The 16,907-nt window shown below is 69.5% G+C and carries 16 protein-coding genes; 8 read left to right on the forward strand and 8 right to left on the reverse strand.

Annotated elements, in window-relative coordinates:
- Positions 1–16: 16 nt before the first annotated feature.
- The 5 genes from AC3RX1_RS00940 to AC3RX1_RS00960 all read right to left on the reverse strand — a co-directional run bounded on the left by AC3RX1_RS00940 (position 17) and on the right by AC3RX1_RS00960 (position 6,586).
- A complete protein-coding gene (locus AC3RX1_RS00940) occupies positions 17–1,294 on the reverse strand; it encodes an ABC transporter permease (RefSeq protein WP_491499351.1) in 1,278 nt (425 codons plus the stop codon).
- Positions 1,291–2,637 (reverse strand): ABC transporter permease, encoded by a 1,347-nt coding sequence (locus AC3RX1_RS00945; protein WP_491499352.1) that lies wholly within the window; start codon positions 2,635–2,637, stop codon positions 1,291–1,293. The genes AC3RX1_RS00940 and AC3RX1_RS00945 overlap by 4 nt, the downstream gene beginning before the upstream one ends.
- Positions 2,634–4,148 (reverse strand): ABC transporter ATP-binding protein, encoded by a 1,515-nt coding sequence (locus AC3RX1_RS00950; protein ID WP_491499353.1) that lies wholly within the window; start codon positions 4,146–4,148, stop codon positions 2,634–2,636. Before AC3RX1_RS00950 ends, AC3RX1_RS00945 begins: the two co-directional genes overlap by 4 nt.
- Before the next feature lie 75 nt (positions 4,149–4,223).
- Positions 4,224–5,342: a BMP family lipoprotein gene (locus AC3RX1_RS00955; protein WP_491499621.1), complete on the reverse strand. Its 1,119-nt coding sequence runs from the start codon at positions 5,340–5,342 to the stop codon at positions 4,224–4,226.
- 128 nt (positions 5,343–5,470) lie between these two features.
- Positions 5,471–6,586 carry a mannose-1-phosphate guanylyltransferase gene (locus AC3RX1_RS00960; RefSeq protein WP_491499354.1) on the reverse strand — a complete coding sequence of 372 codons (1,116 nt, stop codon included), beginning with the start codon at positions 6,584–6,586 and terminating at the stop codon, positions 5,471–5,473.
- Positions 6,587–6,770: 184 nt separating this feature from the next.
- On the opposite strand from AC3RX1_RS00960, the gene sdhC reads away from it, so the two are divergent.
- The 6 genes from sdhC to AC3RX1_RS00990 all read left to right on the forward strand — a co-directional run bounded on the left by sdhC (position 6,771) and on the right by AC3RX1_RS00990 (position 12,481).
- Positions 6,771–7,205: a succinate dehydrogenase, cytochrome b556 subunit gene (sdhC, locus tag AC3RX1_RS00965; RefSeq protein WP_491499355.1), complete on the forward strand. Its 435-nt coding sequence runs from the start codon at positions 6,771–6,773 to the stop codon at positions 7,203–7,205.
- Between the two features lie 2 nt (positions 7,206–7,207).
- Complete coding sequence (locus AC3RX1_RS00970; protein ID WP_491499356.1) at positions 7,208–7,648, forward strand: succinate dehydrogenase hydrophobic membrane anchor subunit; 441 nt, start codon at positions 7,208–7,210, stop codon at positions 7,646–7,648.
- 42 nt (positions 7,649–7,690) lie between these two features.
- Positions 7,691–9,496, forward strand: coding sequence for a succinate dehydrogenase flavoprotein subunit (gene sdhA, locus AC3RX1_RS00975; RefSeq protein WP_491499357.1), 1,806 nt, complete (start codon positions 7,691–7,693; stop codon positions 9,494–9,496).
- On the forward strand, positions 9,496–10,278 hold the full coding sequence (locus tag AC3RX1_RS00980) for a succinate dehydrogenase iron-sulfur subunit (RefSeq protein ID WP_491499358.1): 783 nt from the start codon (positions 9,496–9,498) through the stop codon (positions 10,276–10,278). The genes sdhA and AC3RX1_RS00980 overlap by 1 nt, the downstream gene beginning before the upstream one ends.
- 61 nt (positions 10,279–10,339) lie before the next feature.
- A complete protein-coding gene (locus AC3RX1_RS00985) occupies positions 10,340–11,587 on the forward strand; it encodes a YihY/virulence factor BrkB family protein (RefSeq protein WP_491499359.1) in 1,248 nt (415 codons plus the stop codon).
- Between the two features lie 51 nt (positions 11,588–11,638).
- Complete coding sequence (locus AC3RX1_RS00990; protein ID WP_491499622.1) at positions 11,639–12,481, forward strand: exodeoxyribonuclease III; 843 nt, start codon at positions 11,639–11,641, stop codon at positions 12,479–12,481.
- A gap of 51 nt (positions 12,482–12,532) precedes the next feature.
- Here AC3RX1_RS00990 and AC3RX1_RS00995 read toward each other — a convergent pair whose 3' ends face one another.
- Positions 12,533–13,150: a TetR/AcrR family transcriptional regulator gene (locus AC3RX1_RS00995; protein ID WP_491499360.1), complete on the reverse strand. Its 618-nt coding sequence runs from the start codon at positions 13,148–13,150 to the stop codon at positions 12,533–12,535.
- A gap of 5 nt (positions 13,151–13,155) precedes the next feature.
- Positions 13,156–14,343, reverse strand: coding sequence for an FAD-binding domain (locus AC3RX1_RS01000; protein ID WP_491499361.1), 1,188 nt, complete (start codon positions 14,341–14,343; stop codon positions 13,156–13,158).
- Between the two features lie 148 nt (positions 14,344–14,491).
- Between AC3RX1_RS01000 and trpS the strand changes: the two genes are divergently transcribed.
- Positions 14,492–15,502 carry a tryptophan--tRNA ligase gene (gene trpS, locus AC3RX1_RS01005; protein ID WP_491499362.1) on the forward strand — a complete coding sequence of 337 codons (1,011 nt, stop codon included), beginning with the start codon at positions 14,492–14,494 and terminating at the stop codon, positions 15,500–15,502.
- 156 nt (positions 15,503–15,658) lie between these two features.
- A complete protein-coding gene (locus tag AC3RX1_RS01010; protein WP_491499363.1) occupies positions 15,659–16,219 on the forward strand; it encodes a GNAT family N-acetyltransferase in 561 nt (186 codons plus the stop codon).
- Positions 16,220–16,433: 214 nt separating this feature from the next.
- Here AC3RX1_RS01010 and AC3RX1_RS01015 read toward each other — a convergent pair whose 3' ends face one another.
- Positions 16,434–16,865 (reverse strand): PPC domain-containing DNA-binding protein, encoded by a 432-nt coding sequence (locus AC3RX1_RS01015; RefSeq protein ID WP_491499364.1) that lies wholly within the window; start codon positions 16,863–16,865, stop codon positions 16,434–16,436.
- Between the last annotated feature and the right edge of the window lie 42 nt (positions 16,866–16,907).

A 16,907-nucleotide genomic window follows, 5' to 3' on the forward strand; every position in this document is an offset into this window, starting at 1 on the left:
CTCCTGGATGCGGCGACTAGCCCTTGATGTACGGTTTGCCGTCTGCGGCCGGCGCGGTGATCTTGCCCGCGAAGCCCGCCACGGCGAGGATCGTCACGACGTACGGCAGCATGAGCATGAACTCGCTCGGGATCGGCGTCTTCAGCACGGTGAGCAGGTTCTGCAGGTTCGTGGCGAAGCCGAACAGCAGGGCCGCGAGCGTCGCCTTGATGGGGTCCCAGCCGCCGAAGATCACGGCGGCGAGGGCGATGAAGCCGAGCCCGGCGGTCATGTCCTTCGTGAACTGCGGCACGGACACGAGCGTGAAGTACGCGCCGCCGATGCCGGCGATCGCACCGGCCAGCAGCACGTTCCAGAACCGGGTGGGGTTGACCTTGATGCCCACCGTGTCGGCGGCCTTCGGGTGCTCGCCCACGGCGCGCAGGCGCAGCCCCCAGCGGGTGCGGTACAGCCCCCACGCCACGACCGCCACCACGACGTACATGAGGTAGACGATGAAGGTCTGGTTGAAGAACACCGGACCGATCACCGGGATGTCGGCCAGCAGCGGCACGGGCCAGCGCGGGAACGACGACGCCGTGTTCAGCAGCGCCTCGTTCGGCGACAGCAGCGCCCCGTACAGGAAGCCGGTGAGGCCCGACACGAGCACGTTGAGCACGACGCCGACGATGATCTGGTCGACGAGGTAGCGGATGGCGAACGCCGCGAGCACGAACGCCACGAGCACCCCGCCGATCGCCGCCCCGATGAGGCCGACGAACGGACTGTGCGTGAGGCTCGACAGGATGACGGCGGTGAACGCGCCGAGCAGCAGCTGTCCCTCGATCGCGATGTTGACCACGCCGCCGCGCTCGCCGATCACGCCGGCGAGCGCACCGTAGACGAGCGGCACCGACAGCGACAGCGCCCCGGCGAGGGTGCCTGCCACGGGCACGACGCCGCCGTCCTGCGCCGCCCAGGTGAGGAACGCGAACATCGCGAGCACCGCGTACACGATCGGCAGCCACAGCCGGGTGCGGCGGTAGCCGACCGCATCCCACCAGGTCCAGGCCGTGAGCACCACGAGGATCGCCCACGTGACCCACATCGTCGAGGCCGAGGGCAGCTGGATGTCGCTGATCGCGACGGCCGAGCGGTCGCCGAGGCGGAAGATGCTGTCGCCGGTCACGGGCGACGCGAGGAACAGGATGCCGAGCAGCACGGTCACCAGGGACAGCGTGATGGGCAGCTTCAGGTGCCGGGTGCGCACGATCGTCGGCGCAAAGGCTGCCTGGTCGGCTGTGATCGTCGTCATGAGGCCACCGCCTTGCTGTCGTCGGCGGCGGCGCGCTTGCGCGCGGCCTTCGCCCGTCCCTTCGCCGACCGGTCGGCGTCGTCCTTGGGTAGGAAGAAGATCGCGCGCACCAGCGGCGGCGCGGCGATGAACAGCACGATGAGCGACTCGACCACGAGCACGATGTCGACCGGGATGCCCTGCGCCGCCTGCATCGTGAACGACCCGGCCTTGAGCGCGCCGAACAGCAGCCCGGCCCAGAACGTGCCCCACGCGCGGCTGCGGCCGAGCAGCGCGACGGTGATCGCGTCGAAGCCGATTCCGGCGTCGATGCCGTCGCCGAAGCCCGAGGTGACCGAGCCGAGGATCTGATTCATCCCGGCGAGACCGGCGAGGCCTCCGGCGAACAGCATCGCGTAGACGTACATCCGCTGCACGCTGATGCCCGCGGCGCGAGCGGCGTGCGGATTCTCGCCCACGGCGCGCAGCCGGAAGCCGAGGCTCGAGTGCTCGATCAGCCACCAGACGATGAGGGTGGCGAGGATGACCACCGGGAAGCCCCAGTTCAGCAGCGGGAACTGCGGGCCGAACAGCGACGGGAACTGCGCCGTCTCCGGCGTCGGCGCGGAGATCGGCTGGTTCGTGCCCGGCTTCTGGAGCAGATCGGGCGTGCGGATCATCCAGCGCACGAGGTACAGCGCCACGAAGTTGAGCATGATCGTGAGGATCACCTCGTGCGCGCCGGTGCGCGCCTTCAGCATGCCGGCGATTCCGCCCCAGATCGCGCCGCCGGCGATGCCGGCGATGAGCGTGAGCGGCAGGTGGATCCACAACGGCAGGTCGAGGTTGAACGTCACGAGCGCGGCGGCCGCGCACGCGACGAGCATCTGACCGCGGGCACCGATGTTGAACAGCCCCGCCCGGAACGCCAGCGCGACGCCGAGGCCGGCGGCGATCAGCGGCGCGGCGAACCCGAGCGTGTTGGTGAGTGGCCGGATGAACTTCGTGAACGAGTTCGCCTCGGGGTTCACGATCGAACCCTGGAACAGGGCGTAGTAGCCGCCGGAGACGGACTGCCAGACAGCGACGAGCATGTCCTGCGGGCGGGCGAAGAAGTAGCCCGCGGTCTTCTGGACGTTCTCGTCGGTGACGGCCATCAGGATGCCGCCGACGATGACCGCCAGCACGAACGCGAGGATCGTGGTGACGACGGATCCGCGCAGCATCTCGCGGATCAGCTGGTTCGACCGCGGTGCCACCGGCGGCTCGGCGGGGTGGCCGGTCAGCGGACCGGACACGGTGGGCAGCTGCTCTGGCGGCAGACCCGTGGGTTCGGGGCCCGCGCCGGGAACACGGTCGCTCATGCGGCGTCCTCCGTCGGGTTCTCTCCGGCCATCATGAGGCCGAGGACATCGCGGGGCGTGTCGGCCGGGACGATCCCGACGATGCCGCCGCGGTACATCACCGCGATGCGGTCGGCGAGCGCGACGACCTCGTCGAGCTCGGTCGAGACGACGACGACGGGCACGCCGGCGTCACGCGTGGAGATGATGCGCTTGTGGATGAACTCGATCGATCCGACGTCGACGCCGCGGGTCGGCTGCGAGGCGAGCAGGAGCTTGAGGTCGCGGCTCAGCTCGCGCGCGATCACGACCTTCTGCTGGTTCCCGCCCGACAGCGAGCCCGCGGGACTCGACGGCCCCTGGGTGCGGATGTCGAACTCGGCGATCTTCTCGCGGGCGAACGCATCCAGCACCCCTCTGCGGATCGTGCCGGCGTTCTGGAAGCCGCGGTCTTCGCTGCGGTCGAGGATGAGGTTCTCGGCGACCGAGAACGAGCCGACGAGTCCGTCCTCCTGACGGTCTTCGGGCACGAACCCGACGCCGGCGTCGAGGATGGCGCGCACGGTCTTGCCGGTGAGCTCCACGCCGTCGAGCGTGATCGAGCCGGTGACCTTCTCCTGCAGGCCGACGAGCGCCTCGCTGAGCTCGGTCTGCCCGTTGCCCTGCACGCCGGCGATCGCGAGCACCTCGCCCGGTCGCACGTCGAAGTCGACGCCGTCGACGACCACCGCGCCATCGGCGCTGAGCACCCGCAGGTCGCGCACCTCGAGGCCGCCGGTGCCCATGTGCGGCGCATCCTTCTGGACGGTGAGCTCGACGGCACGACCCACCATCATCGAGGCGAGCTCGGCGTTGGTGGCGGAGGGGCTCGCCTCGCCGATCACCTTGCCGAGGCGCACGACGGTGATGCGGTCGGCGACCTCTCGCACCTCGCGCAGCTTGTGCGTGATGAACACGATCGCCGTGCCCTCGTCGCGCAGCTGGCGCATGATCGCCATGAACTCGTCGGTCTCCTGCGGGGTGAGCACCGCGGTCGGCTCGTCGAAGATGAGGATCTTCGCGTTGTGCGCGAGGGCCTTGATGATCTCGACGCGCTGCTGCACGCCCACGGGCAGATCGCCCACCCGGGCGTCCGGGTCGATCTGGAAGCCGAACCGGTCGGCGACCTCGCGCACGCGCCGCCGGGCGCTCGCGAGGTCGAGGATGCCGAGGGCCTTCGTGTCCTCGTTGCCGAGCATGAGGTTCTCGGCGACGGTGAAGACCGGGATGAGCATGAAATGCTGGTGCACCATGCCGATGCCGGCGGCGATCGCGTCGCCGGGCCCCCGGAAGTGCTGCTCGACCCCGTCGATCAGGATCTCGCCCTCATCGGCCTGGTACAGGCCGTAGAGCACGTTCATCAGCGTCGACTTGCCGGCGCCGTTCTCCCCCAGCAGCGCGTGGATCTCACCACTGCGCAGCTCGAGGTCGATGTGATCGTTTGCCACCAGGCTCCCGAAGCGCTTCGTCACGCCCCGCAGCTCGAGCTTCATACGTGCACCCTATCCAGCGAACAGTCGTTGAGCGAGGGCGCACGGCACCCTCGCTCAACGACCGGAATGGTTGTCTTACTTCGGCGAGTTGGTCGACTTGACCGTCAGCGAACCGTCGATGATCTGCTGCTTGAGGTCGTCCAGCTTCTTCGTGAGGCCGTCGGGCAGCTTGCTCTCGAAGTCGTGGAAGCTCGACAGGCCGACGCCGTCGTTCTTGAGCGTGCCGATGTAGGGCGCCACGTCGAAGTCGCCCGACGCGGCCGACATGACCGTGTCGTAGACGGCGGAGTCGATGCGCTTCATGATCGAGACGAGCGTCACGTCGGCGACCGACGGGTCGGCCTCGGCGAGGTCGGAGTCGACGCCGAGCATCACGGTGTCCTTGCCGCTGTCCTTGATGGCGGCCGCGGCGCTCTTGTAGATCGGGCCGCCCACCGGGAGGATCACGTCGACGCCCTGGTCGAGGATGCCCTTGGCGGTCTGCTTCGCGGTGTCGTTCGCGGTGAAGCCACCGGTGAACGAGCCCTTCTGGCTCGCGACGTCCCAGCCGAGCGTCTTCACGTCGGCGCTGTTGTCCTTGTTGAAGCCCTGCACGCCCTCGACGAAGCCGTCCATGAAGATGGCGACCGAGGGGATCTGCAGGCCGCCGAACGTGCCGACCTTGTCGACGCCGTCCTTGTGCGACCACGCGGCGGCGGCGTACCCGCCGAGGTACGCAGCCTCGACCGTGTTGAACAGGATGGGCTTGATGTTGTCGGCGTCCGGCTTGCCGTCGCCGTTCGCGTCGGCGCCGTCGTCGATGATCGCGAAGTTGATGTCGGGGTTCGCCTTCGCCGCCTTGATCGTATCGGCGGAGAGCTTGAAGCCGACGGAGATGATGAGCGTGCAGTTCTGCCCGATCAGGTTGTCGATGTTCGGGCCGTAGTCGCTCTCGGCATTCGACTCGACCTCGACGGCCTTGACGCTGAGGTCCTTGGCGGCCTTGTCGATGCCGTTCTTGGCAGACTCGTTGAACGACTTGTCGTTCCATCCGCCGTCGTCCGACACGATGCAGGGCTTGAAGCCTGCGACGGCGGTCTTGCCGCCCTGCGTCGGGGTGTTCGCCTCGGGTGCGGCACCGCACCCCGCGAGGGCGAAGATCAGGCCAGCCGCGGCGGTCACGCCGACGAGCTTGCGCGCAGAAGAGATGGTCAACTCGACCTCCACGATGATGAGCCGCGCCGTTCGCGGCATTGCTTAGAAGTTACCCAGTGTGTCATCCGACTTGCGCATTTCGCACCCGGTTGCGCCCGAATGGTTACCAACCCGCAACGAACGGCCTGCTACAGCACGTCACCGCGCCCGGTGAGCTTGAGCGCGTCGACCACGCCCTTCACCCGCTGGGCGTTCTCGCTCGTGGTCACGAGCAGCGCGTCGGGGGTGTCGACCACGACGATGTCCTTGACGCCGATCAGCGAGATCACCCGCTTCGTCTGGCTCACGACGATGCCGCTCGCGGCGTCGGAGAGCACCCGCGCGTTCTCGCCGAGGATCGCGAGGTCGTTCTTACGGCCGTGCGAGTTGAGCTTGGCGAGGCTCGCGAAGTCCCCCACGTCGTCCCAGTCGAAGTGGCCCGGGATGACGGCGAGGCGTCCGCGTGCTGCGGCGGGCTCGGCCACGGTGTAGTCGATCGCGATCTTCTCGAGCTTCGGCCACACCCGGTCGACGACGGGTCCCCGGGCGTCGCGGTCGTCCCATGCCTCGGCGAGGTCCATGAGCCCCGCGTACAGGTCGGGACGGTTCTCGGCGATCTCGCCGAGGATGACGTCGGCGCGCGCGATGAACATGCCCGCGTTCCAGAGGTAGGAGCGGTCGGCGAAGTACTCCCGTGCGGTGTCGAGGTCGGGCTTCTCCACGAACCGCTCGACGAGCGCCGCCTCCGGGGCGCCGTCGACGATCAGCTCGCCCGCCTTCCTGATGTAGCCGAAGCCGATCGACGGCTCGGTCGGGGGGATGCCGATGGTGCAGATGTATCCCTCACGGGCGACGGCGATCGCCTGCCGCACCGCCCAATCGAACAGGTGCGGCACGGCGATGACGTGGTCGGCGGCGAACGAGCCGATCACGACGTCGGGCTCGCGGCGCGACAGCACGGCCGCGGCGAGACCGATCGCCGCCGTCGAGTCGCGCGGCTCCGACTCCAGGAACACGTTGCGGTCGGGGATGCCGGGAAGCTCCTTCTCCACCGCCGCGCGGTGCGCGCGCCCGGTCACCACCGCGATGCGGTCGGGGCCGGTGAGCGGCTCGAGGCGATCCCATGTATCGCGCAGCAGCGTGTGGCCCGAGCCGGTGAGGTCGTGCAGGAACTTCGGGGCGTCGGCGCGCGACAGCGGCCACAGCCGGCTGCCGATGCCGCCGGCGGGGATGATCGCGTAGAAGTCGGAGACGGGCTCTGGCATGGTCTCAGGCTAGCCGCCCCGCCCGCTGTGGCGAGATATCTCGACGTCGAGATACTTAGGTCCGCCTAACCGCTGCCGTCGACGCGAGGGGAATAGGATGGACGGGCGCCCGAGCGACGCCGAGGCCGATCGGCCTTGAGGGGCCTGGAACCGCCCCACTCGAGTTCGACCAGGGAGGACGGACGTGTCTGCACCAGCACGCGTCACACCGACGGTAGCCGAGACGACATCCCGTACACCCCGCGGAACGCTGTACCGCGGGCATGAGGGGATGTGGTCGTGGGTGCTGCATCGGATCACCGGCATCGCGATCTTCTTCTTCCTCCTGGTGCACGTGCTCGACACCGCGCTCATCCGCGTCGCCCCCGACGCGTACGACGCCGTGATCGGCACGTATAAGAACCCCGTCATGGGGGTCGGCGAGATCGTGCTCGTCGCCGCGATCGTGTACCACGCGTTCAACGGCCTGCGCATCATCCTGGTCGACTTCTGGCGGCCCGCCGCGAAGTACGAGCGCCAGATGTGGTGGGGCGTGTGGGGCCTGTGGCTCATCGTCATGCTCGGCTTCGTGCCGCGCCAGCTTATGGTCATCGTGGCCGAGATCACCGGAGGACACTGACCATGGCCGCCGACACCATCGTCGCTCCGCGCACCCCCGCCCCCCGCCGCCGCGGCGTCAACCTCGAGAAGTGGGGCTGGGTCTACATGCGCGCCTCCGGCGTGCTGCTGATCGTCCTCATCTTCGGGCACCTGTTCGTCAACCTCGTCGCCGGCGAGGGCGTGCGCGGCATCGACTTCGCGTTCGTCGCGGGCAAGTACGCCACCCCGTTCTGGCAGTGGTGGGATGTCGCGATGCTCTGGCTCGGCCTCATCCACGGGGCGAACGGCATGCGCACCATCGTGAACGACTACGTCACCCACAACGGCACGCGGCGCGTGCTGGTCTGGGCGCTGTGGCTGGTCGCGGCGTTCCTCATCCTGCTCGGAACCCTCGTGGTCTTCACCTTCGACCCCTGCATCCCGCCCGTTCCCGACGCACTGGCCGGCGTCTGCGCCGCCTGATCCGTCCGAACGAGCACCCCTGACCACGGAGGCATCCGACACGTGAGCACCCAGACATCCGGCGACGTCGTCAAGGACGGCGTGCACTACCACCAGTTCGACATCGTCATCGTGGGCGCCGGCGGCGCCGGGATGCGCGCGGCGATCGAGGCGGGCCCGAACGCGAAGACGGCCGTCATCTCGAAGCTGTACCCGACCCGCTCGCACACCGGCGCAGCGCAGGGCGGGATGGCCGCGGCCCTCTCGAACGTCGAAGAGGACAACTGGGAGTGGCACACGTACGACACCGTCAAGGGCGGTGACTACCTCGTCGACCAGGATGCCGCCGAGATCCTCGCGAAGGAGGCCATCGACGCGGTCATCGACCTCGAGAACATGGGCCTGCCGTTCAACCGCACACCCGAGGGGAAGATCGACCAGCGCCGGTTCGGCGGGCACACCCGCGACCACGGCAAGGCCGCTGTGCGCCGCGCCTGCTACGCCGCCGACCGCACGGGTCACATGATCCTGCAGACGCTGTACCAGAACTGCGTCAAGCTCGGCATCAACTTCTTCAACGAGTTCTACGCCCTCGACCTGCTCACCGTGAAGGACGAGAACGGCGGGACGCGGATCTCCGGCGTCGTGGCGTACGAGCTCGCCACCGGCGAGCTGCACGTTTTCCAGGCCAAGGCCGTCATCTTCGCCACCGGCGGGTTCGGCAAGATCTTCAAGACCACCTCGAACGCGCACACCCTCACCGGAGACGGCGTCGGCATCATCTGGCGCAAGGGCCTGCCGCTCGAGGACCTCGAGTTCTTCCAGTTCCACCCGACCGGCCTCTACGGCCTCGGCATCCTGCTCACCGAAGGCGCCCGCGGCGAGGGGGCGATCCTCCGCAACGCGTCGGGTGAGCGGTTCATGGAGCGCTACGCTCCCACGATCAAGGACCTCGCCCCCCGCGACATCGTCGCGCGCAGCATGGTGCAGGAGGTGGCCGAGGGGCGCGGCGCCGGCCCTCACAAGGACTACGTCTACCTCGACTGCACCCACCTGGGTGCGGAGGTGCTCGAGACGAAGCTCCCCGACATCACCGAGTTCGCCCGCACGTACCTCGGCGTCGACCCGGTCACCGACCCGGTGCCGGTGATGCCGACCGCGCACTACGCCATGGGCGGCATCCCGACCAACAACGACGCCGAGGTGCTGCAGAGCAACACCGACGTCGTGCCCGGCCTGTACGCGGCCGGCGAGTGCGCGTGCGTCTCGGTGCACGGCTCGAACCGCCTCGGCACGAACTCGCTGCTCGACATCAACGTGTTCGGCAAGCGCGCCGGGCGCAACGCGGTCGAGTACGTCAAGACCGCGGAGTTCATCGACCTGCCCGACGACCCCGCCAAGGACGTCCGCGAGCTCATCGAGAGCCTGCGCGACAACCCGGGCACCGAGCGCGTCGCGACCCTGCGCAAGACGCTGCAGGACGAGATGGACCGCAACGCGCAGGTGTTCCGCACCGAGGAGTCGCTCGGCGGCGTGCTCGAGGTGATCGAGGACCTGCGGGCCCGGTACAAGAACATCCACGTCGACGACAAGGGCCGCCGGTTCAACACCGACCTGCTCGAGGCCGTCGAGCTCGGGTTCCTGCTCGACATCGCCGAGGTCGTGGTCTACGCCGCCCGGAACCGCAAGGAGAGCCGCGGCGGCCACATGCGCGACGACTACCCGAAGCGCGACGACGAGAACTACATGAAGCACACGATGGCATACCTGACGGGCGACCCGCACTCGTCGGATGCCGATGACCACATCAAGCTGGATTGGAAGCCCGTGGTGATCACCCGCTACCAGCCCATGGAGAGGAAGTACTGATGTCGACCGCTGTCGTCGAGTCGGAGCAGCCGGCCGGGGCTCCGGAGCCGTCCGGAGAGGCGCCGATCCAGTCGTTCCTGGTCACGTTCAACATCCGCCGCTACGACCCCGAGGTCGACGCTGAGCCCCGCTGGGTCGACTACGACGTGGAGATGTACCCCACGGAGCGTGTGCTCGACGCGCTGCACAAGATCAAGTGGGAGCAGGACGGGTCGCTCACGTTCCGCCGCTCGTGCGCGCACGGCATCTGCGGCTCCGACGCGATGCGCATCAACGGCCGCAACCGCCTCGCCTGCAAGACGCTGATCAAGGACCTCGACATCTCGAAGCCGATCTACGTCGAGGCGATCAAGGGCCTGCCGCTGGAGAAGGACCTCGTCGTCGACATGGACCCGTTCCTCGACGCATACAAGGCAGTGCAGCCCTTCCTCGTGGCGAAGTCCGCCCCCACGCCGGGCAAGGAGCGCCTGCAATCCCCCGAGGACCGCGCGCGCTTCGACGACACCACCAAGTGCATCCTCTGCGCCGCGTGCACCTCGTCGTGCCCGGTGTTCTGGACCGACGGCCAGTACTTCGGCCCCGCCGCGATCGTGAACGCGCACCGCTTCATCTTCGACTCGCGCGACGACAACGCCGACACGCGTCTGGACATCCTCAACGACAAGGAGGGCGTGTGGCGCTGCCGTACGACCTTCAACTGCACCGAGGCGTGCCCCCGCGGCATCCAGGTCACCCAGGCGATCGCCGAGGTCAAGCAGGCGGTCCTGCGCGGCGGCCGCTGATCCCTCTCCTTCTCGCGAGCGCCCTGCGGCCGGCCCGCTGGGCGCTCGCTAGTCTGTGATCGTGAAGCAGACGCGCGCCCAGGCGACGGCGATCGAGGCGCGCCGGCGCGCGAAGCAGAAGCCCGACACCTCGCCCCGCGAGGAGGACTCGCTGCGCGAGCGGTGGGATGCGGCGGCCACCGCGCTGCGGCAGCGTTTCGACGAACCGATCAATCGCGCGTCGGAGCTCACCCGGCGCACCATGGGGTGGTTCCCGGTCCGGGTGTGGCGGCACTTCCTGCGCAGCAACGGGTTCCTGCTCGCGGCGAGCATCAGCTACCAGTCGCTGTTCGCGATCTTCGCCGTCGTGTACGTGTCGTTCGCCGCGATCGGCATCTGGGTCGGGGGCAGCGAGCGCGCCGTCGACCGGATGATCGATCTCATCAACAAGTACATCCCGAACCTCATCAGCGATCCCTCGGAGGGCGGGCTGATCTTGCCGGCGGCGGTGAATCAGGTCGCGCAGTCCGCGAGCAGCGTCCTGTGGATCACCGGCGCCATCGCGGTGGGCGTCGCGATCTGGACGGCGATCGGGTTCGTGACGTTCACCAGGCGCGCAGTACGCGACATCTTCGGTCTGCCGTTCGACAGCCGCAACTACTTCCTCCTCAAGGCGCGCGACCTCTTCGCGGCGGCGCTCTTCGGGATCGGACTGATCGGCGGTGCCGCCATTGCGGGTGTCGCGAGCGGAACGCTCGACGCCGTCCTCGATGCCCTCGGACTGCAGGGGCATTCGTTCTGGTCGCAGGTCGTGGTGAAGATCCTCTCCCCCGTCGTGGCCTTCGTGGTCAACGCCGCCGCCCTGGCCGGTCTGTTCCGGTTCCTCGCCGGCACGTCACTGCCCTGGGGCCGGATCTGGCCGGGGTCGATCCTCGCCGGTGCAGCGGTCGCCGTGCTGCAGGTCGCGTTGAGCTTCCTGTTCGCGTACACGCCGTCGAATCCGCTGCTGGCCACGTTCTCGGTGCTGATCGGCTTCCTGCTGTGGTTCCGGCTCGTCGGGATCGTGATCCTCGTCGGGGCGTCCTGGATCGCGGTCTCGGCGACCGATCGCGCGATCCCGGTCGCGGAGCCCAGCGAGGCGGAGCGGGCCCTGGCCGAGCATGAGGCGCTGCTGTTGGCGGCGCATGTGAAGCTGCGGGATGCGCGCACGGCGCGGGCCGAGGCATCCTGGTTCCGGCGCCGGCGCGCCGACAAGCAGGTGCGCGCCGCCGAGGACGAGCTCGCGGAGGTCGAGGCATCCGCTCCCCCGGCCACTGACGGCCAGCGCTGACCCGTGTCGGCGGGCGCCGTTAGGGTGGAACGCGTGCCATCCCCCGAACGCATTCCCGACACCGTCCGCATCGCCTCGATCAACGTGAACGGCGTCCGCGCCGCCGTGCGCAACGGCATGCTCGCGTGGCTCGATGAGGCCGACGTCGACATCATGGCGCTGCAGGAGGTGCGCGCCACCGCCGACCAGCTGCACGAGGCGCTGCCGGGCTGGGAGATCGTCAACGACGAGGCGCTCGCGAAGGGACGCGCGGGCGTCGCGGTCGTGTCGCGGACCGCTCCGGTCGCGACCCGGACCGTGCTCGGCGAGGAGGGCCTCGATTCGGCGGGCCGCTGGCTCGAGACCGACTTCGAGTTCGGCGGCGAACCGGTCACCGTCGTGAGCGCGTACGTCCACTCGGGTGCCGTCGGCACGCCGAAGCAGGACGCGAAGTGGGCGTTCCTCGACGCGATGGAGAAGCGGATGCCGCAGCTGGCCTCCGACGCATCCCTCGCCGTCATCATGGGCGACCTCAACGTCGGCCACCGCGAACTCGACATCCGCAACTGGCGCGGCAACGTGAAGAACGCCGGGTTCCTGCCCCGGGAGCGCGCGTACTTCGACAGGTTCCTCGGCGAGGCGGGTGCCACGGTGTCGTGCGTCGACGGCACGAGCGGTACCGGTCTCGGCTGGGTCGACGTCGGGCGCCGGTTCCACGGCGAGATCGACGGGCCGTACACGTGGTGGTCGAGCCGCGGCAAGGCGTTCGACAACGACACCGGATGGCGCATCGACTACCACCTGGCGACGCCGGCCCTCGCCGACCGGGTGCGCGGGTACTGGATCGGTCGCGCTCCCTCGTGGGACACCCGCTGGAGCGACCACGCTCCGGTCGTGGTCGACTACGCGGTCTGACCGACCCGCGACGCCCGGGCCGTCGCGGCCGACCGTGTCGGGCGGCCGACGCTACGGCTGGAGCGCGCGGCGCATCATGTCGATGAGCACGTGCACCTCGTCGGCCCCGCCCATCGGCGCCGGCTCCCGCGAGATCAGCCAGGTGTCCATCGCCTGCCCGAGGCCCAGCGCCGCGGCCACGATGAGCTCGGGCGGCAGGTCGCTGCGCACGGCGCCGATGCGCTGCCCGGCGGCGAGCAGGCGCATCAGCCACGGCATCATCGACTGCTCCGCGTCGTGCTGCGCGGCCCGCAGCGCGGGTGAGGCGGCCCCGGTCAGCCAGTCGCGCAGGAGCGCCCCCGTCTCGGGTTCGTGCGCCATCGACCGGACCAGGCGCCGGTAGTACTCCTCGACGGCATCCCAGAATCCGTCCGCGTCGGTGCCATCGGGGACCACGAGCGGCTCGCCGTGCTGCAGCAGTCGCTCCAGCTGCCGGCGAAGGACCTCGGCGTACAGATCCTGCTTGCCGTCGAAGTAGTAGTACATGGCGCCCTTCGACAGGCGCGCGGCGCCGATGATCCGGTTCAGCGACGCACCGCCGAAGCCGTGCGCCGCGAACTCGCGCAGCGCGGCATCCAGGATCTCGTCCTGCTGGGCGCCGGACAGGCGCTGGAATCGCGGGCGTGCCATGCGTCTTAGTCACCCGGCCCCGGAGTCGGCGGGAGGGTGATCGGATCGCGGAGGCTGCGGCCCATCGCGAGGGTTGCGACGAACGGGATGCCCATGAGCCCGACCACCGCGTTGCGCAGCAGGAGCTGCGCACGGCCGCGCGGGGCGAAGGCGGTGCCGAGTCCGATCGCGGCGTCCTGCTTCGCGCGGACGAGGCCGGCGAGCTGCCGCTCGTACGCGGCGAAGGCGGCGGCGTGGTCGCCTCCGGCATCGTGCAGCGCGACGGCCAGCACGTACGCCTCGATCATGGCGAGAGCGGAGCCCTGGCCGGCGAGGAGCGAGGGAGCCGCCGCCGCATCCCCCACCAGCGCCACGCGTCCGTGCGACCACGCTGTCATGCGCATCTGGCTGGCCCAGTCGAGGTAGAACGTGCGCGCCTGACCCATCTGGTCGAGGATGTCGGGAACCTCCCAGCCGAGACCCCGTAGCCGCGTGCGCAGCAGCTGCTGCTGAGCGGGCACGTCGTCGAGCGGCAGCGCGCCGTCGTAGCGGAACGTGAAGCAAAACATCGTCGCGCCGTCCCGCAGCGCGAGGCGGAGCGCCTGGGCCCCGACCTCGGTGTGGGTCACCGCGACGAGCTCGTCACGCGGGCGGTACCCCGGCACGTCGAACACGGCGACCGCGATGCCGAGATCGCGCGCGTACTGCTCCTCCGGCCCGAACACCAGGTCCCGCACCCGGGAGTGGAGTCCGTCGGCGCCGACGACGAGGTCGAATTCGCGCGGGGCCCCCTGCTCGAAGGCCACGATCACACGCTCGCCGTCGTCGTGGATCGCCCGCACGGTGTCGTCGAAGATCGTCTCCACCTCGCCGGCCGAGGCGTCGTAGATCGCCCGGGCGAGATCGGAGCGGGCGATGCTGACGTAGCGGTTGCCGGTGCCGTCGAGCAGCCGGAGCGCGTCGAGGCGCGCGATCGTCCGCCCCTGGCGCGACACTTCGCGCACCTCCCGGACGCGATACCCCTCGTCGAGAAGACGCGGGACGATCCCCATCCGCTCGGCGACCTCGAAGCCGGCGCCCCAGAAGTCGACGAGGTAGCCGCCCTCCCGCAGCTGCGGCGCGTGCTCCACGATGGTCGGCTCGTGGCCCGTGCGACGCAGCCAGTAGGCGAGAGTGGGGCCGGCGATACCCGCTCCCACGATCAGGACCTTCATGTCGATCCTCCTCAGGCCGGAGGTCCAACCGTTCAGACCAGTGGTCTGACCGGTGGTCAGATTCTACGGCGCCAGAGCGAGGCGGGGAAGAGGGGAGGACGAATGAGGGGGCGGCGGGCCGCGGCATCCGTCCCCGTAGGATTGACGGGTGAACAGACCCCGCCTCTACTCAGGAATGCAGCCCTCGGCCGACTCTCTCCAGGCCGGAAACTACATCGGGGCTCTTCTGCAGTGGCGGGCCCTGCAGGAGTCGTACGACGCGTTCTTCTCGGTCGTCGACCTTCACGCGCTGACGCAGCCGAACGACCCGGCCGAGCTGCGGGCGAAGACCCGTCGCACGGCGGCGCAGTACATCGCGGCCGGCATCGAGCCGTCGCGGTCGACGCTGTACGTGCAGTCGCACGTGCCCGCGCACGCCGAGCTGGCGTGGATCCTCTCCACGATCACAGGGTTCGGCGAGGCCGGCCGGATGACGCAGTTCAAGGACAAGTCGCAGCGCTACGGCGCCGACTCCACGACCGTGGGGCTCTTCACCTACCCGGTGCTGATGGCGGCCGACATCCTGCTGTACCAGACCGACATCGTGCCGGTGGGTGAGGACCAGAAGCAGCACGTCGAGCTGACGCGCGACCTCGCGGAGCGGTTCAACTCGCGATACGGAGCGGCGTTCGCCGTGCCGAAGCCGGTGATCCAGCGGGACACCGCGCGCATCTACGACCTGCAGAATCCGACGGCGAAGATGTCGAAGTCCGCGGAGTCGGATGCCGGAGTGCTGTGGCTGCTCGACGAGCCGTCGGTCTCGGCCAAGAAGATCATGCGTGCGGTCACCGACTCGGACGGGTCGGTGCGGTACGACCGGGAGAACAAGCCCGGCGTGTCGAACCTCCTCGTGATCTACGCGGCTCTCACCGGTCGGCAGATCCCGTCGATCGAGGACGAGTACGCCGGCCGCGGATACGGGGACTTCAAGAAGGGCCTCGCCGAGGTCGTCGTGGAGGAGTTCGGCCCGGTGCGGGAGCGCGCGCTCGCCCTGCTCGACGATCCGGCCGAGCTGGACCGGGTGCTCGCGGCGAACGCGGCGAAGGCCTCCGAGGTCGCCGAGCGCACGCTCGCCGACGTGTACGAGAAGGTCGGGCTGCTCCGCCGCGTCGCCCTGTAGATCTGGTATCCGGACGGCTGCGCCGTCGGGACCGCTCGCCTGTCGCAAATCGACCTTCGGAGAGCCCGGGAAGGTCGATGTGCGACAGGTGAACGGTGGCAGCGGCCCGCAGAGCCCGCCATGAAGCAGCGCGATCGTCCCCGGTAACCTGGCCTGATGCTGTTCACGCCCCTGCGCACCGCGCGCCTCGAACTCGGCCTCCCCTCGCTCGATGAGGCGGAGGCCATCACGGCCGCCGCGCAGGATCCCGAGGTGCCGCGCTGGACCACGCTCCCGTCGCCGTACGAGCTGCACCACGCCGAGGACTTCATCCGCAGCTGCGAGAAGTGGACGGCCGAGGGAAGCCAGCTCAACTGGGCGATCAGGCACGACGGCCGGTGGGTCGGGTTGATCGGGCTCGCGCACCTCGACCGCCCGGGATTCGGCGAGATCGGGTACTGGATGGCTGCCGACGCACGAGGCAAGGGCTACCTCACCGAGGCGGCCCGCGCCGTGATCGACCATGCATTCCGCCCCGACGGTCTCGACCTCGACCGCATCGAATGGCACGCTGTCGTCGGGAACATCCCGTCGGCGCGCACCGCCCGCGCCCTCGGTTTCCGCTACGAGGGCACGCTTCGGCAAGGCCTCCTCGACCCGCGCGGCCGGCACGACGGATGGGTGGCCGGCCTCCTCCGCGACGACGACCGCACGCCCGTCGACTGGCCGGTCCTCTGACCGGATGCGTCGGCCCCGGCGCCCGGGTCAGCCGGCCGGTCCCCCGACCGGACGCGTCGGCCCCGGCGCCCGGGTCAGCCGGCCGGTCCCCCGACCGGACGCGTCGACCCCGGCGGCCCGATCAGCTGGCCCGTCCTCTGACGGGACGCGTCGGCCCCGGCGCCCGGGTCAGCTGGCCGGTCCTCTGACCGGATGCGTCGGCCAGGCGGCCGGATCACACCCGGATGAGCGCGAGGCCCGACTCCGGATCGATGTGCTTCCTCAAGTGGACCGGCGTCTCGGTCAGGATGAGCTCGCACGTCGGCCTCACCGTCGCCGCCTGCAGGTGCCCACCGTGCGCGGTGCCGTCGCGCCGGCCCACGACGACGTGCGCGTGCACGACGGGCTCGTCGTCCTTCAGGGCGATGTCGCCGGCCAGCGAGAGCAACTCGACCTGCTCGCTCAGATCGACGGACACCCGGTACTGCTTCGTCTCCCAGTCGAACCACGCCAGCGTCACCGAGGAGAGCGCACCGATGGCGGTGAAACCGGCCCCTGACACCTCCTGTTCGACGGCGAACCGCTCCAACCCGGCGACCAAGTCGTCGCCCGCCTCGAAGACCACGACGAAGGTCTTCGGATCTTCCTCGATCACCGCGTAGCGCATCTCCTGCCTCCGATCTCTCCCGCTGTGACGGCACAGTAGCCG

Source organism: Microbacterium altimontanum (assembly GCF_058349865.2).

What these genes read in the sequence shown, in the direction of transcription:
- AC3RX1_RS00940 (WP_491499351.1), bottom strand. Translation starts at nt 1,294, where the DNA reads ATGACGACGATCACAGCCGACCAGGCAGCCTTTGCGCCGACGATCGTG.
- AC3RX1_RS00945 (WP_491499352.1), bottom strand. Translation starts at nt 2,637, where the DNA reads ATGAGCGACCGTGTTCCCGGCGCGGGCCCCGAACCCACGGGTCTGCCG.
- AC3RX1_RS00950 (WP_491499353.1), bottom strand. Translation starts at nt 4,148, where the DNA reads ATGAAGCTCGAGCTGCGGGGCGTGACGAAGCGCTTCGGGAGCCTGGTG.
- AC3RX1_RS00960 (WP_491499354.1), bottom strand. Translation starts at nt 6,586, where the DNA reads ATGCCAGAGCCCGTCTCCGACTTCTACGCGATCATCCCCGCCGGCGGC.
- AC3RX1_RS00970 (WP_491499356.1), top strand. Translation starts at nt 7,208, where the DNA reads ATGGCCGCCGACACCATCGTCGCTCCGCGCACCCCCGCCCCCCGCCGC.
- AC3RX1_RS00980 (WP_491499358.1), top strand. Translation starts at nt 9,496, where the DNA reads ATGTCGACCGCTGTCGTCGAGTCGGAGCAGCCGGCCGGGGCTCCGGAG.
- AC3RX1_RS00995 (WP_491499360.1), bottom strand. Translation starts at nt 13,150, where the DNA reads ATGGCACGCCCGCGATTCCAGCGCCTGTCCGGCGCCCAGCAGGACGAG.
- AC3RX1_RS01000 (WP_491499361.1), bottom strand. Translation starts at nt 14,343, where the DNA reads ATGAAGGTCCTGATCGTGGGAGCGGGTATCGCCGGCCCCACTCTCGCC.
- AC3RX1_RS01010 (WP_491499363.1), top strand. Translation starts at nt 15,659, where the DNA reads ATGCTGTTCACGCCCCTGCGCACCGCGCGCCTCGAACTCGGCCTCCCC.
- AC3RX1_RS01015 (WP_491499364.1), bottom strand. Translation starts at nt 16,865, where the DNA reads ATGCGCTACGCGGTGATCGAGGAAGATCCGAAGACCTTCGTCGTGGTC.